Raw genomic sequence first — 14,224 nt, 5'->3', positions numbered from 1 at the left:
CAACAGGGCCAACAGGCCCAACAGGGCCAACAGGGCCGCGCGTGAAGGCGGCCATCCAATAACCTGACATTGTGAGTCTGCGCCTATACGACACCAGCACCCGTACCGTCCGCACGTTCGAGCCCCTGGAAGAGGGCCGCGTGGGGATGTACGTGTGTGGTGCCACCCCGCAGGCCTCACCCCACATCGGGCATCTCCGCTCCGGCGTGATCTACGACGTCCTGCTGCGCTGGCTGCGCCGGTCCGGCTACGAGGTCACGTTCGCGCGCAACGTCACCGACATCGACGACAAGATCATCGCCGTGGCGGCCGACCAGGGGATCCCCTGGTTCGCCGTGGCCGAGGGCAACCAGCGGGTCTTCACGCAGGGCTATGACCTGCTCGGCTGCCTGCCGCCCACGATCGAGCCGCGCGCGACCGGGCACGTGCCCGAGATGATCGTTCTGATGCGGCGCCTGATGGAGAACGGCCACGCCTACGCGGCCGGCGGCGACGTCTACTTCGACGTGCGCTCCTGGGCCGACCACTACGGCTCGCTCTCGAACCAGAAGCTCGAGAACATGCGTTCGGCCGCCGACACCCTGACCGAGGACTGCAAGCGCGACGTCCGCGACTTCGCGCTCTGGAAGGGCGCCAAGCCCGGCGAGCCGTCCTGGGAGACCCCCTGGGGCGAGGGCCGCCCCGGCTGGCACCTGGAGTGCTCGGCCATGTCGACCAAGTACCTGGGCGCCACGTTCGACATCCACGGTGGCGGCGTCGACCTGATCTTCCCGCACCACGAGAACGAGATCGCGCAGTCCCAGGCGGCGGGCGACGGCTTCGCCCGCTACTGGCTGCACAACGGTCTCCTCACGGTCGACGGCGAGAAGATGAGCAAGTCCGTGGGCAACGTGGTCCTTCTCCCTGACCTCCTGGGGAAGGCCCGCCCCGCCGAAGTCCGGTACTACCTGGCCTCGGCGCACTACCGGTCGCTGATGGACTACACCGACTCGGCCCTTGCCGAGGCGGTGTCGGCCTACCAGCGCATCGAGGGCTTCGCCGTACGGGCCGCCGAGCTCGTAGGCCCCGAGGCGCCCGCCGCGGACCTGCCCGAGGCCTTCATCTCGGCGATGAACGATGATCTGGGCGTACCCCAGGCCCTGGCCGTCGTGCACGAGACCGTACGAGAGGGCAACAACGCCCTGGCCGCAGGCGACTCGCCCCTGGTGCGCAAGACCCTTGCCGCCGTACGGGGAATGACCGACGCCCTAGGCCTGGACCCCCTCTCCGACCAGTGGTCCCGCCCAGCCGAAGACGACCTGCGCCCGGTAGTGGACGCCCTCGTTCAGGTAGCCCTGCAGCAGCGCCAGGCAGCCCGTTCCCGCAAGGATTACGAGGCGGCCGACGCCATCAGGGACGGCCTCACCGAGGCCGGGATCGTGGTCGAGGACACCCCCCACGGCTCGCGCTGGGAACTCAAGCGTCACTAAGCACGTAAACTCGAAAAGTTCGAGGGCGGAATTCGCCCTGTCGCCCCTATGACATGTGTGGGCGAACGAATCCACTCAAGGGGCGTACTGAACGATGGCAAAGCGCAAGGGCAGGGGACCCACTCCCAAGGCCGAGGACAGGCACTGGCACGCCAAGCGCCAGAAGGCCCGTGCCGCCAAGAGCGCCAAGCGCACCGGCACCCCCACCGCCGGCCCCGACGGCCGTCCGGCCAAGCGCTCGACCGAGCCCCGCACGTCCCGCCCCGCCGGTGCGCGCCGTTCCGACGGTGAGAGCCCCGAGCTCGTCACGGGCCGCAACCCGGTCGTCGAAGCCCTCCGGGCCAAGGTCCCCGGCACGGCCCTCTACGTCATGTCCGGCGGCGACGACCGAGTCCGCGAGTCCATCCAACTGGCCGCCGACCGAGGCATCCCGCTCCTGGAAACCGGCAAGAACGAGCTGGACCGCCTCACCGACGGCTCCGTTCACCAGGGCATCGCCCTCCAGGTCAAGCCCTACCGCTACGCCCACCCGGACGACTTCCTCAAGAAGAACAACCCCCTCATCGTCGCCCTGGACGGCATCACCGACCCCCGCAACCTGGGCGCCATCGTCCGTTCCGCCGCCGCCTTCGGCGCCGCAGGCGTAGTAGTCCCCGAACGCCGCGCCGCAGGCGTCACCGCAGGCGCCTGGAAGACCTCCGCAGGCACCCTGGCCACAACCCCCGTCGCCCAGGCGACCAACCTCACCCGCCAGCTGAAGGCCTACAAGCAAGCAGGCTGCTTCGTGGCAGGCTTGGACGCCCGCGGCGAGACCCCCATCTCCGACATCGAAGTGGCCTCAGGCCCCTTCGTCCTCGTGGTCGGCTCCGAAGGCAAGGGCCTGGGCCGCCTGGTGGCCGACACCTGCGACCTGCTCGTCAACATCCCCATGCCCGGCCAGGCCGAGTCCCTCAACGCCGGCGTCGCCGCGGGCATCTCCCTCTACGAGATCTCCCGCCTGCGCGCCTAGATACCCACGAGCGCTCCACCCGCCAGTTCGACTACGATGCGGACGAGCCCGCCGGCGTAGCTCAATTGGCAGAGCATCTGTCTTGTAAACAGAAGGTTAGGGGTTCAAGTCCCCTCGCCGGCTCCACCACCAGAAGGCCCCTCGCGAAGCTCGCGAGGGGCCTTCGGCTGTCGCCCCATAGTCGCGGGGACGCGTCCGTGACCTGCGCGGAGGGCACGGTCGGGCGACCGTTTCCGGTCGTCACGTCCCGCGACTGATCCCTTGACCGGCGATCATGGCCAGCAGATGATCAGCCGGTACGGCAGGCGCAAGCGCCCATTTGAATGACGGAGAGGCGATTGATGTTCTGGTCGTCGCCCAGTTCGAACGGAACATGACGAAGCACGTGGCCAAGAATGTGGCCACCGGTCTGGCCACGGGTCTTGTGACTACGGCGGCCACGGGTGGGATCGGGGTCATGGCCTTCGCTCACGTGCCGGCGGTGTGGGTTGTGGTGACGTCCAAGCGGGTCCTGATGTTCGCCACGACCAGTAGCGCTTCCAAGCCGGGCAAGCTTGTCGAGCCGGCGGCTGGTCGGACACGCGAACGGGGACCTGGGCAGGGCCCCGCTCTAGAGACGTGTCACGCTCGGCGGTCTAGCACTTCTTACCGTTGCTGACCTTGAAGTACGGCGTCCACAGCTCCTTGTTGAGCGCGTGCGGCGGGTGGTAGCCGTGGAACTTCACGCACTTGTTCTCCTTGTGGTCGTACTTGCAGACGCTCCAGCTGCCCCCGGTGCTGTAGCACCAGCGCTCCTTGCCGTAGTTGGTCTTGATGTGGACGCGGAAGTTCATCCCGTTGTCGGCGGTGTCACGAATCCACTGGTCGTCGGTGGTCCATTGGAAACAGCTCTCTCCGGCCTTGCCGTCGGAGCCCTTCCACGCGTAGCACTGCGAGTGCGCCGGGTACCCCTTCTTGGACATCATCTCGCGCTGCGAGATCTTCTCCACGGTGAGGGGTGCTGCCGCAGTGGCGTCTTTGACGGCGGCCTGTGGCGCATCGGGTGCCGCGCTCGCCGCGGGTGCTCCCGTGACCAGCGCCGTCGACATCGCACCTCCTGCCACCAGGATTCCGGCGGAGACCTTACGGATCGAGATCAACTGACTCTGCCTTTCGGCCTGCGGGGTGCGGGTGCCGTTCACCCGATTGACAAGGATCATGAGCCATCGCGCACCTGCCGGGTCAGATGCTTTTCAGGTCAGGCTGAGAGGGTTTCGTTCCACCTTTCCGACCGGTGCCGGGGTGGACGCGGGCCAGCAGTGGGCGGAGGCGTTGTGAGAGGAGGGGCGTGAACGCTACCGCGACGTTGAACAGCAGGTCGGTGGTGAAGAGCATCGAGCCGCCCATCAGGAGGCGGTCGAGGCCCGCCGTGTGCGCCACGAAGGTGGCGGCGAACAGGTCCCACCAGAGCTTGACCGACCAAAAGTTGAGGCCGAGGCGCAGGGCCAGCCGTCCGATCACCACCAATGCTTCCATGACCGGAAGCCTCGGGGAGCGCGCTGACAGCGGGGGCACAGGCCACTGACAGGCGCGCACGCGGCGCTGACACCGGCTTAGGTGTGGAGCCAGACGCGGAGGGGGCCGGTGGTGGCGAAGCCGTGTTGTAGGGCGGTTGTCAGGTCGTCGCCTTGCTCGTAGCCCAGGAGCGGCTGGGCGGGGAAGAGGTGGTGGGCCGCGTTCAGGATGAACGGCCAGGCGTCACCGAAGACGTTGGAGATGCCCACGCCATGGGCGGTGTGGGTCGCTATTGCTCCGGCGACGATGTCGCCGTTGGGGGATCGGCCGGCAAGTACGAAGGTTGCGGGGTCTTTGAGGAGGGCCGGGCGAAAGAGGGCGGCGTTGCCTGCTCCGTCGTCCCAGGCGAGAGCCCAGTCGTGGAGGGATGCCGGGGTGTCGGCCACTGCCCAGGGGAGGTCGGATTCAGGGGCGGTGGGGGGACGGTGGATCCACTGTGCTTCGAAGAGGATGTGGAAGCCGGCTGGGGTCAGGTCTAGGTCCGCGAAGCTGTCCTTGATCGAGGCGCCGGGTGTTGTGGTGTCGATCTGCGTCAGGAGTGCGGTGATGTCGGCGTTCGGTACGAGGGTCACGGCGTCGGGGTAGAAGAGTGGGGTACGGGCTGGGGCCGTCCAGGCTTGGGTGCCGAAGTGGCTGGCCAGGCCGTGTGAAGTCGCCATTGCCGCGCACCACTCGGCGTTGTTGCGGGCCGCGGAGACGACGTCGTTCATCCGCCTGGGCAGGTGCATAGGTTGCCGCTCCAGCAGGCGCAGTAGCTGGTTGACGGTGAGGTGGTGGGGGAGGGCGACTGGGTCGCGTCGAAGTACCTGCTGCTCAGGTTGAAGACGATGACGTAGCGGTGGTTGCGGAGTGCCTTGGTGACGGTCTGGGTGTCGAGTTGTTTGTTCTCCCTGGTGACTGTTTGCTCGCCTGAGCGCGGAGAGCTGGTGAGGTCGAGGGGGCTGCCTCGGGTCAGCCAGCGGATGTTCATCGCGATCTGGGGTGCGCGGCTGTAGGTGACGTCCGGTAGGTCAGAGGGACCGTAGGCGTGCGCCGGGGAGCCTTGGGGGCGGCCGTTCATCGGGCGGTAGTAGTTGGTGATGACGTCGGGGATGGCGCTTCCGCTCGCTATCCAGCCCATGGACTTCAGAGCCTTGTGGAGTTTGAGGTTGTGCGCGGCGAAGTCGCCGTCGAAGGCTGCCGTGGCCTTCACGCTGCGGGTGCACGTCACTGGCTGCCAGGTGGTCTTGATGAGGCCGGATGAGAAGGATTCGCATTGGTCGAGCACTGCCTGGGAAGGCTGCGGGGCCAACCAGGACTGGTCGTGCCAGAGCCGGTCGAAGGTCTTGCTGAGCAGGGTTGTTGCTTGCTTGTCCGAGGTGTTGACGCGTTCGGAGTGGGCGACCTTGGCGACGTCGGGAGGCGAGGCCGGCTTGCAGGAATTGAGGATCCACAAGAACGATGCCGCGATGGCCACGAGAATCGCGACGGTCGCAGTGAGGCATCCACGGAGGATTCGCGATGGCCAAGGGTCTTTCATGGAGTGATAGTGGCGTGGATGGGGGTTATTTGGCTATTAGGTTGCCTATGTCCAGGTGTCCGTGGAAGGGCGGCAGGTCCTCGCCCAGGAGCAGGCGCCTTGCCACATGGGCGACCTGGGCTGCGGCGTAGCGGGCCTCGCCTGCCAGTTGGGGATAGCCCGCGAGGTCTGTGCCGATGCGTTCTACCGAACGGCGTGAACGGTCGGAGAGGGCGTCCCATCCGCCCAGCCAGGCGGTGAGGCCTTGCAGGTAGGGCCCGCTCGGGGCGGTCGCCAGGCCGTGGAAGATCGGCAGGTCGTGGTGGGAGTAGGGCTCGATGCTCAGGAAGCCGCGCTCGTCGGCGGCGTAGACGACGTCCAGGCCGCGTTCCTTGGCCAGGCAGCGGATGTGGTGCTTCATCGCCAGGCCGTCGCACTCCTCGACGAGCAGGTCGAGGCCGGTAAGGAAGGCCGGGGCGTTGGACTCGGTCACGCCCTGCTCGTACAGCTCGACCTCTAGGTAAGGGTCCAGCTCGGCGATCCGGCGCGCGACGATGCGGGTCTTGGGCAGGCCGAGGTCGGCGAAGCCCGCGTTCAGGCGGTTGAGGTTGGAGAGCTCGAACTCGTCGAAGTCGGCCAGTACGAGTCGGCCGCAGAGGTGTTCTTGGGCGATCGTGAGGGCCGCTTCGCCGCCTACGGAAAGGCCGATGACGCCTACGGACTTGGAACGGAGGAGGCGTTGCTCCTCGCGGGTGACCTTGTCGCGGTTGCGGTCGGTCACCACGTCCGCGTAGTCGTCGGGTGGCAGGAGGCGGAAAACGCGGCGGCGCCAGGGGAGATAGATCCAGCGGGCGTACGACTCGTCGGCGTTCCGGGTGGTGGGCAGCTCGTTCAGCTGGCGGTGGAGCGTGTCGGTGACGGCTATGCCGGTGGTGCGGCAGAACGTTTCGAACGGCTCGCGTTCCGCGGCGTCGATGCGTACGACGGTGCTGCGCCAGGCGAGTTCTGGTGGGACCGAGGGGGCCTTCACCGCGTCCATGAAGCCGGCCAGATCGAGCACGTCGCGTTCACCCGCCCAACGTTCGACTCGCGCAAAGTAGTTGACTCAGTCAAACATGTGCGGGCGGGCCGGGCAAGGTCTGCTGCGTGGCCCTGGCCTCGTACACCGGGCGGTAGCGGTCGTGCAGCGAGGTGATCAGGCTGAGCAGCACGATGAAGAACTCGGTGTCGACCAGGTCGAGCGAGCCTCGGCCGCGCCCCAGCAGCCAGCCGGCGAGGATGACGAGGCCGAAGTTGAAGGCCAGGCGGATCAGGAACGCCAGGAACGCCGACTGGACGCCGCGCCGGTCCCGCGCGAGCCAGAGGCTGAACGCGGCGTTCACGGTGACCAGGATCGCCAGCGCGAAGAACAGCTGGAGGCCGGTGACGCGCAGGTCGGGGATCACCTGGGCGTACACCACGCTGATGAGGCCGACGAGGACGATCTTCTCCAGCGTGACCAGGGAGAACACGCGGCCGTGCCGCGACAGCCAGTCGTCGCGTTCGGAGACGGTGGCGACCGGCTCGGGGAGCGGGTCGGCCTTCACGCGCCACGGCCAGTCGGCGGGCCACAGGCGCGGCCGGACGACGAACCAGAACACCGCGAGCAGCCCGAGGATGCCGGCGATGACCGCCGGGCCGAACCAGGGCACGTCGGCCACGGTGTCGGTGAAGTCGAGCTGGGCGATGTGGATCCACCACTCCTGCGGCAGCTTGATCACGATCCAGATGAACGCGGCCGTCTTCACCCAGAAGCTCATCCCGAACCTGGTCGGGTTCCACCGGGCGCGGATTCCCTCGTAGGCGATGAAGAAGTACTCGAAGGTGTTCGGGAAGATCAGCAGCAGCGCGCGCCAGCCGGTGAACTCGAACGCCACGACCCCGACCAGCCGGTAGAAGTACAGGAACCGGGAGATCCTGAACGCGGGCATGCTCGCCCAGTTCCGCATGGTGGCCAGGTAGGCGAGGGCGAGGTAGTAGATGTCCATCGCCTTGTCGTAGCCCTGGTAGCCGGGCGGGTCGTAGCCGAACGCCTGGAAGATCGACTGGTCGACGCCGTCGAGGATCAGGCAGCCGATGATCGCGGGCAGCGGGTAGCGGAAGATCAGCAATGGCAGCAGGAACCGCGCCCCGACGACGGTCCAGAAGACGGTGGCGACCTCGGAACTCACAACGGACTCCCCAGGCTCCCTGCGACACGCGCAGCTACTCGTTCAGAGTCCCCGGACCGCGGGCGCCGACGCAAGCGTTCGGCGAGGCCGGACCGGGCCGCGGCCGCTGGAAATCCGCGTGCGCCCAACGCCTCGATCCTAGCCTTGACCAGTCCCGATATGGATTTCGGAATGAATCAGTCAGCGATATCAATATTGGACGTCATGTGATCGTCTCTGCTCTGCTGGGCGGCACCCGATCTGAAGGCAGGTGCAGGCCGAGTGTCCGGAACGTCCCGTCGTGCATTGCTGGTGTCCGCGGCGCTGCTGCCGTTGGCGGGCTGCGGCGAGAAGGAGAGGCCGGCGTCGGCGCGCCGTTCTCCGACTCCGTCGCCGAAAGCGCCGCGTTTCGCCGACCTTGAACGCAAGTACGGCGCTCGGCTCGGCGTCTACGCGGTGGCGACGGGTAGTGGCGCCACCTTCTCCTATCGTGCCGACGAACGGTTCGCGTTCTGCTCGACGTTCAAGACGCTCGCGGCCGCCGCCGTCCTGCACGCCAACCCGCTGAGCCATTTGGACAAGCGCATCGGCTACCGGCCGTCCGACGTCAACTCCATCTCGCCGGTCACCAAGAACCACACCTCGATGACCGTCCGCGAGTTGTGCGACGCGGCCATTCGCTACAGCGACGGAACGGCCGGGAACCTGCTGATGCGCGACATCGGCGGCCCGGCCAAGCTGACCGCCTACCTGCGCGGTCTCGGCGACCCGATGAGCCGCATGGACGACTACGAGCCGCTCCTCAACCGGATTCCGCCGAAAGACCCGCGCGACACCACCACTCCCAAGGCGATCGCCACCGACTACCAAAAGCTCGTTCTCGGCGGCGCACTCACGCCCGACAAGCGCACCCTGATCTCGGGCTGGCTCGAACGCAACCTCACCGGAGCAAAGCGCATCCGTGCGGGCGTCCCCAAGAACTGGAAGGTCGCCGACAAGACCGGGACCGGCGACTACGGCCGAGCCAATGACATCGCCATCGTGTGGCCGCCCAATGGCAGTCCGCTCGTGATGGCCATCATGTCCGACCGTTCCGGATACAACACCCCGGCCAAGGACGCCCTCATCGCCGAGGCGGCGGCCCAAATCGCCGGCCTCGCCTAATGCCCGCGCCCAATCAGAACGGGCCGTCGGCCTTCTTCATGCGCCGCTCGTGAAGCCCCCAGGGATCCTGCGCACGACGCAACTCGGCGAGGAATTCCTTATCCCGCTCGTGCCTCTTGCTCTTCGGATCCCTGGGGTCGGTGGGGTCGCTCGGCCGGGGATCGCGCGGCACCTGCGCGTAATCCTCCCCGTTCACCGGCTTCACCGCGTTCGCCGGAACGACGCCGCCCCGGACCTGCCACGCGCCGTCCGCGGTCTGCTCGACCCAGGCGATCCGCGCGCCCCAGCCCCGCCCGTCGGTCACCGGCAGGCGCTCCCACCCGAGCAGGTAAGCGACGCTCTCGATCACCCGCGCGCGGACGATCGGCGGCACGTGCCCGGACGAGCCGGACCCGGGCGAGCCGTGTCCGGGCGAGCCAGGCCTGGACGTGCCGGACCCGGACGAGCCGGGGCTCACAGCCACAGATGGCGGAGCCGCCAGGGTCCCGACAGGCCGTCCTGCGCGATCTCGGCGATCCCGAGCCGCCCCTCCCGGTCGGTCACGTCGACCCGGTAGAGGCGCACCTCGCCGGGCGCCTGCCACACCTCCCGTACGGACCGGACGTGCATCCGCCCGCCCCTCCAGGTAAGGGTTTCCGGGACTCCGGATGGCGTGGTGCCGACGGTGGTGATCGGCTCGTTGTAAAGCTGCACCCCCCCACCCTAGTCGAACATACGATCGAACCCCAGCCCACCCCGCACATTCCGCCAGTGTGACTCACCACTCCAGTTGGGGCTCACCATTTCAGTTGGCGGGTGGGTTGTTCATGTGGTGGCGACGGGACTGAGTCGAAGCACTGTAGTAGTCACATAGGCGGGCTTGTTGTCACCCGCGCCGCCGACAGCCATTGGTCTCGGTGGTGGATGGCCGACGTGGCCGGCGGTGGGGCGCCTGCGAGTGGAGGCGTTGACGTGCGAGGGTCCCTCCAGATGGCCATTGAGGTGTCGGCGGGGAACAGCACGCGGCCGGTGAGCAGGTGGAACAGGGTGACGCCCAGGGCGTAGGCGTCGGTGGCGGTGTCGCCATTGATCTGTTCGGGGGGCACGTCGCGGTGCACGATCCCGGCGGCATGCGCGGCCGCCAGCGCCTCGGCGGCATCAGCCCCGTACTCCAATCGCCCTAGCCCTCATCGGACTCCCGGACTCGGGCGGCGTGGATTCCGGGCCGTTCCCCAGAAGGAACGTTGAAGGAACGCTCACGGAACGGCCGTGCATGAGTCTTCCCCCATGTCGAACAAGAGTCGAACAAGAAGGGTCAGCGCCGTATGAACGCTCGCTCAGTAGTACAACGCTCGGCGATGGTCGTTGGCTCCGCAACGCTCATCAGCGGGGCACTCACGACATCGGCGTTCGCCGCCCAGACGGATCAGACGCCCGCCGCCCGGACCGATCAGGCGCCTGCGGCCGCCAGGCTGTGGCACTGCCATATCACCGCAGGTACGCCGCGCCTGCAGGGATCTCGCGTCACGGCGACCGCCTGGGCGTCCTGCCCGAAAAAGGGCTACATCACTCTGCGTCTGGAGCTGACGAGTAAGGCGAAGCGGACGTTCCACGCCAAGGGGTATCGCATGACCCGATGGGTCAGCGCCGCCAAGAGCAGGCACAGCTGCGGCCGGTACCAGCTCCGCATCTTCGTCTCCGAAACCAAGCTCAACCACAGCGGCGTCTACCTCGACTACCCACACGGCGCCCGCGGGGCGTGGAAGAAGATCTGCCGCCACTAACGAAAGGACGACTTCGATGAGCACTCGATCTCACGTTCGTCGCGGGGCCGTCCTTCTGGCCGGCCTCACGCTGACGGGCGTCGTCACCTCTCCCGTCAACGCCGACACCTCCGCCTCCAGCAGGCCCAGGCACTGCCGTCTCACTGTCGGCACACCCCGCCTGCAAGGAAGCCACGTGACGGGTACGGCGTGGTACACCTGCAAGAGCCGCGGGAGCCTGACCATGCGTCTCGAGCTCACCGCCAAGGCGAAGCACACGTTCTACGGCAAGGGGTATCGCATGACCCGATGGGTCAGCGCCGCCAAGAGCAGGCACAGCTGCGGTTGGTACCAGCTCCGCGTGAACGCCTCGGAACGCAACTCAAAGGGCCGCTTCCTTGACGCCCAGGCTAAGACAGGAGCTTGGAAGCGCATCTGTCGTCACTGACATCCTCTCTGAGGCCGTCATACGACCCGTACGTGACGAGGCACAGCGTCAAACGCCCCGCGGAGTGGCCGCGGGGCGTTTGCGGTGTGTCTCTTCCTCGCAGACCTGGACGGGGTCTTGGATCCCACAGCGCCCGGCGATCGCCGTCCTCCGGGGCGGGACAGTCACCGACAGGTCGGCCGAGGCTGATCACCCTGGAGGGTCTTTACCTGCCCGGGGCCGGGAGGACAAGCTTGGCCACTCAGCTGCTCAAGCTGGGCGAGAGACTCAAAGCGCAGCACCAGGCACGTTGCCGCTGGCAGGGCATCCCAAGGTCGACGGCGACACACCTCCAGCCAACTGGGTGAACAGAGCCGCTACGACTAAGGCTGCGCTGCAGATGCCGGACCGTGCTGTGTTCGTCGACGGGGACTGGCTGGGCGCTATCGCTTTCGTCGCCGGGTCGGCCGGCATCGCCGCGATCACCAACAGCGCCGGGGCGGTGGCATCGACAACGGGCAGCAGCGGAGGCCATCCGATCATTATCAGCCAGAATTGATCATCAGATCCGCGCGCCCCGACTCCTCACCAACCGAGCTGGCGAATCCCGCCAACCGAGGTGGTGAGTCACAGCCAGATGAGACCGGGCGCTTCAACCGGCCGCGGGCGACCTGCGCTGATCCTTCTCGGTGGCGACGGCGGAGGCGGAGAGGAGTGTCGCGGCGGTGAGGCTGCCCCAGAGGGCGGTCGGGCCATGGGCGCCGAGGCCGGTGATGACCGCAGGGGAGACGGCGAGGCCGAAGCCCGTGGACAGCTGGAAGCGGGCTAGGGCGCGTCCGAGGACACGGGGCGGGGCGAGGGCGGTGACGAGCGCGGTGGCGCTGCCCGCGTAGATGATCTCGCCGATCGTGCAGACCACGGACACCGCCGCGACGGCCGGCACGCCCCACCCGTGCCCCAGTGAGGTGGCCGCGAGGAAACCGAGGTAGGACGCCGCCAGCACCACGCCCGACAGGGCCAGGACGGCCCGCCGGGAGAAGCGGGACAGCAGAACGGTGACCGGCACTTGCAAGGTGACCACCAGCACCGTGTTGGCCACGAAGACGGCCGCCGCCCACATCGGGGACGCGTGGAACTGCGTGACCAGGATCAGCGGGATCGCGATCTCGGGGACGTTGAGGCAGAAGACGTAGATCACGTTGGCGGCGAGGATCGCGAGCATCCGGGGCGCGGGCTCGTCGTCCCGTTCCTCGGCTGAGGCGTCCTGCGCCGGACGCGCGTGTACGTGGACCGACCACGCCAAGGCGGCTGCGGCGAGGTAGGCGAGCGCGGTGACGACTGCCAGCGCCCGCAGCGCGTTAGTGCCGCCCGCCAGGCACGCGGTCGCGAGGAGTGCCCCGACGCCCAGGGCGGCGTTGCGCAGGGCGCGGGCTCCGGCGAGGGCGGTGTCGCGCTCGCGGCCGTGAGAGACCGTGGCCACGAGCGCGGCGTGGGCGGCGGGCCATGCCTGGTTGCCGATGCCGAGGAAGAGCGCCGCCGCCGCGAAAAGCCAGACGTGCCCCGCCGGGGCGACCAGCAGCAGCGCCACGCCCAGCACCCGTACCAGCATCGCCGCCGCCACGACCGTGCTGCGTGCGCCTCTGTCCAGCCAGCGGCCCACCGCCGGCATGCATGCCAGGCCCGCGACGATGCCGGCCGTCATCGCGGTGCCGGTGACCGGTGCGGACAGCCTCAGTACCGTCACGCCGTAGAGCAGCAGAAAGGGGCGCAGCAGGCCGGTGCCCAGCGCGTCAACGGCCAGGGCGACGGTATAGCGGGGGCCTCCTGAGGCGCGAACGAGGGCGCGAGGCTGGATTCCTGTAATGGTTGCCATGACGCAGACAGTGCGTTCGGCCCCCAGCACAGCGCCCGTGGATTGACGCTCATCGTCAATCGACGCCGTCACCAGGTCGTTCTGCCGGTGATGATGGAGGCATGACGCTGAGGATCGACATCAGCGGCCTGCCGTCCGAGCGAGTGCGGTTCGCCGCCTCCCCGCTGGCCGAGCTGACCGCGATGCTGCACGTGCTGGCCGAGCCGGGGCACCATCCGCAGTGCGCCGGGTGGGCCGCCGACGTCTGGGCAGGGCTGCGCCCGGAGCTGGCCGAACGGCTCAGGGAGGCGGAGTTCCTCTGGCGCTCCTCACAGGCCGACTTCATGATCCCCGCGCGTCCCCGGCCGACCCTCGCCGAGGAACTGGACGACGTCGACCGGATCGACGACGAGACGTACGTGACCGCCGCGCTCGTCACCACGTGCGGCAGCAACCGGGTCCACTTCCCCGGGACGTCGCCGCTCACCGACCCGGCCGCGCGCGAACGGGCCCTGGACGTCGCCCAGGCCCGCGGCACGCTGCAGGAGGCCTTCGCGGAACGGCTGCTCGCCGACCCCGCTGCGGTACGGGCGCGAGTGCGCCAGACCCTCGAAGAATGCGCCGAGGCCTTCTTCGACGAGGCCTGGGCGGGCGTCGCGGCGCAACTCGCCACCGATCTTCGCCTCAAGAACGAACTGCTCAGGCGGCACGGCATCGGGGCCGCGCTCGACTCGGTCTCCGGCGCGGTCGCCCTGGCGCCCGACGGCGACAGCATCATCGTGGACAAGGTGCAGGACAAGGCGACCGCCGCCCGTGGGGCCGGGGTCACCTTCATCCCCAGCGTCTTCGGCCGCCCGCACCTGGTGGCGGTCCACGCGCCCGGGTGGCACCCGGTCGTGCAGTACCCCGTCGCCGAGCCCACTCCGGCCGAGCCGGTCTCCCTGGAAACGGTCACCCTCCGGCTGGAGGCGCTCGCCAACCCCGTACGGCTGCGGCTCCTGCGCACCCTGGCCCGCGGCCCGCACACCACCAGCGAGCTGGCCCACTTCTGGGAGCTCTCACCCCCGGAGGTGTCGCGCCACCTCGCCGTCCTGCGCCGCGCGGGCCTGCTCACCTCCCAGCGGAACGGCCGTTACGTCCGCTACACCCTCAATCTGCCCGATCTGAACGCCCTGGGCGCCGACCTCCTGGCGGCCGTCCTGCGCTGATCCCGCACAGATTTGGATCATGGTGCGGCACGGTGGCAGGCGATTGGCGGTGAGGCGCGGCGGGTAAATGCCGGACATCCCCCTGCCGGCGTTGTCGCAGATGAGGGGGCCT

General features: G+C 68.3%; 16 protein-coding genes and 1 tRNA gene. 7 read left to right on the top strand and 10 right to left on the bottom strand.

The features are described from left to right. Window positions 1–71: 71 nt before the first annotated feature. From cysS to J4573_RS47540, 3 genes are all read left to right on the top strand, one after another. Window positions 72–1,469 (top strand): cysteine--tRNA ligase, encoded by a 1,398-nt coding sequence (gene cysS, locus J4573_RS47550; protein WP_208263042.1) that lies wholly within the window; start codon window positions 72–74, stop codon window positions 1,467–1,469. 94 nt (window positions 1,470–1,563) lie between these two features. Beyond that, on the top strand, window positions 1,564–2,478 hold the full coding sequence (gene rlmB / locus J4573_RS47545; RefSeq protein WP_208263041.1) for a 23S rRNA (guanosine(2251)-2'-O)-methyltransferase RlmB: 915 nt from the start codon (window positions 1,564–1,566) through the stop codon (window positions 2,476–2,478). A 50-nt stretch (window positions 2,479–2,528) separates the two neighbouring features. Beyond that, window positions 2,529–2,604, top strand: a tRNA-Thr gene (locus tag J4573_RS47540). Between the two features lie 509 nt (window positions 2,605–3,113). Here the strand turns inward: J4573_RS47540 and J4573_RS47535 are convergent. From J4573_RS47535 to J4573_RS47510, 6 genes are all read right to left on the bottom strand, one after another. Next, a complete protein-coding gene (locus J4573_RS47535; protein ID WP_208263040.1) occupies window positions 3,114–3,677 on the bottom strand; it encodes a hypothetical protein in 564 nt (187 codons plus the stop codon). Window positions 3,678–3,699: 22 nt separating this feature from the next. Further along, the gene (locus J4573_RS47530) at window positions 3,700–3,981 is read right to left on the bottom strand and encodes a hypothetical protein (protein ID WP_208263039.1); all 282 of its coding nucleotides are present in this window, start codon (window positions 3,979–3,981) and stop codon (window positions 3,700–3,702) included. 89 nt (window positions 3,982–4,070) lie between these two features. After that, window positions 4,071–4,742, bottom strand: a complete 672-nt coding sequence (locus tag J4573_RS47525; RefSeq protein WP_208263038.1) for a hypothetical protein — start codon at window positions 4,740–4,742, stop codon at window positions 4,071–4,073. After that, window positions 4,739–5,488, bottom strand: coding sequence for a hypothetical protein (locus J4573_RS47520; RefSeq protein WP_208263037.1), 750 nt, complete (start codon window positions 5,486–5,488; stop codon window positions 4,739–4,741). The genes J4573_RS47525 and J4573_RS47520 overlap by 4 nt, the downstream gene beginning before the upstream one ends. An 88-nt stretch (window positions 5,489–5,576) precedes the next feature. Beyond that, the gene (locus J4573_RS47515; RefSeq protein WP_208263036.1) at window positions 5,577–6,590 is read right to left on the bottom strand and encodes a ThiF family adenylyltransferase; all 1,014 of its coding nucleotides are present in this window, start codon (window positions 6,588–6,590) and stop codon (window positions 5,577–5,579) included. A gap of 49 nt (window positions 6,591–6,639) precedes the next feature. Then, complete coding sequence (locus J4573_RS47510) at window positions 6,640–7,740, bottom strand: hypothetical protein (protein ID WP_208263035.1); 1,101 nt, start codon at window positions 7,738–7,740, stop codon at window positions 6,640–6,642. A 240-nt stretch (window positions 7,741–7,980) separates the two neighbouring features. Here J4573_RS47510 and bla point away from each other — a divergent pair, with 240 nt between their 5' ends. After that, window positions 7,981–8,883 (top strand): class A beta-lactamase, encoded by a 903-nt coding sequence (gene bla, locus J4573_RS47505; RefSeq protein WP_372443040.1) that lies wholly within the window; start codon window positions 7,981–7,983, stop codon window positions 8,881–8,883. 13 nt (window positions 8,884–8,896) lie between these two features. Here the strand turns inward: bla and J4573_RS47500 are convergent, their stop codons facing one another. The 3 genes from J4573_RS47500 to J4573_RS47490 form a co-directional block, all read right to left on the bottom strand. Next, the gene (locus J4573_RS47500) at window positions 8,897–9,256 is read right to left on the bottom strand and encodes a hypothetical protein (RefSeq protein ID WP_208263033.1); all 360 of its coding nucleotides are present in this window, start codon (window positions 9,254–9,256) and stop codon (window positions 8,897–8,899) included. Window positions 9,257–9,336: 80 nt separating this feature from the next. Next, the gene (locus tag J4573_RS47495) at window positions 9,337–9,576 is read right to left on the bottom strand and encodes a hypothetical protein (protein ID WP_208263032.1); all 240 of its coding nucleotides are present in this window, start codon (window positions 9,574–9,576) and stop codon (window positions 9,337–9,339) included. A 152-nt stretch (window positions 9,577–9,728) separates the two neighbouring features. After that, complete coding sequence (locus tag J4573_RS47490) at window positions 9,729–10,037, bottom strand: hypothetical protein (RefSeq protein WP_208263031.1); 309 nt, start codon at window positions 10,035–10,037, stop codon at window positions 9,729–9,731. A 453-nt stretch (window positions 10,038–10,490) separates the two neighbouring features. On the opposite strand from J4573_RS47490, the gene J4573_RS47485 reads away from it, so the two are divergent. Further along, window positions 10,491–10,646, top strand: a complete 156-nt coding sequence (locus tag J4573_RS47485) for a hypothetical protein (protein ID WP_208263030.1) — start codon at window positions 10,491–10,493, stop codon at window positions 10,644–10,646. An 806-nt stretch (window positions 10,647–11,452) separates the two neighbouring features. Next, window positions 11,453–11,611, top strand: coding sequence for a hypothetical protein (locus J4573_RS47480; RefSeq protein WP_208263029.1), 159 nt, complete (start codon window positions 11,453–11,455; stop codon window positions 11,609–11,611). Between the two features lie 93 nt (window positions 11,612–11,704). On the opposite strand, the gene J4573_RS47475 is transcribed toward J4573_RS47480, so the two are convergent. After that, window positions 11,705–12,925: an MFS transporter gene (locus tag J4573_RS47475; RefSeq protein WP_208263028.1), complete on the bottom strand. Its 1,221-nt coding sequence runs from the start codon at window positions 12,923–12,925 to the stop codon at window positions 11,705–11,707. Between the two features lie 101 nt (window positions 12,926–13,026). On the opposite strand from J4573_RS47475, the gene J4573_RS47470 reads away from it, so the two are divergent. After that, the gene (locus J4573_RS47470) at window positions 13,027–14,112 is read left to right on the top strand and encodes a helix-turn-helix domain-containing protein (RefSeq protein ID WP_243774754.1); all 1,086 of its coding nucleotides are present in this window, start codon (window positions 13,027–13,029) and stop codon (window positions 14,110–14,112) included. Window positions 14,113–14,224: the final 112 nt, after the last annotated feature.

The sequence above is a fragment of the Actinomadura barringtoniae genome (assembly GCF_017573505.1).
Lineage (GTDB): Bacteria > Actinomycetota > Actinomycetes > Streptosporangiales > Streptosporangiaceae > Spirillospora > Spirillospora barringtoniae.
This window is presented reverse-complemented; position numbering and strand designations above follow the sequence as displayed.

What these genes read in the sequence shown, in the direction of transcription:
- rlmB (WP_208263041.1), top strand. Translation starts at nt 1,564, where the DNA reads ATGGCAAAGCGCAAGGGCAGGGGACCCACTCCCAAGGCCGAGGACAGG.
- J4573_RS47535 (WP_208263040.1), bottom strand. Translation starts at nt 3,677, where the DNA reads ATGATCCTTGTCAATCGGGTGAACGGCACCCGCACCCCGCAGGCCGAA.
- J4573_RS47525 (WP_208263038.1), bottom strand. Translation starts at nt 4,742, where the DNA reads ATGAACGACGTCGTCTCCGCGGCCCGCAACAACGCCGAGTGGTGCGCG.
- J4573_RS47485 (WP_208263030.1), top strand. Translation starts at nt 10,491, where the DNA reads ATGACCCGATGGGTCAGCGCCGCCAAGAGCAGGCACAGCTGCGGCCGG.
- J4573_RS47480 (WP_208263029.1), top strand. Translation starts at nt 11,453, where the DNA reads ATGCCGGACCGTGCTGTGTTCGTCGACGGGGACTGGCTGGGCGCTATC.
- J4573_RS47475 (WP_208263028.1), bottom strand. Translation starts at nt 12,925, where the DNA reads ATGGCAACCATTACAGGAATCCAGCCTCGCGCCCTCGTTCGCGCCTCA.
- J4573_RS47470 (WP_243774754.1), top strand. Translation starts at nt 13,027, where the DNA reads ATGACGCTGAGGATCGACATCAGCGGCCTGCCGTCCGAGCGAGTGCGG.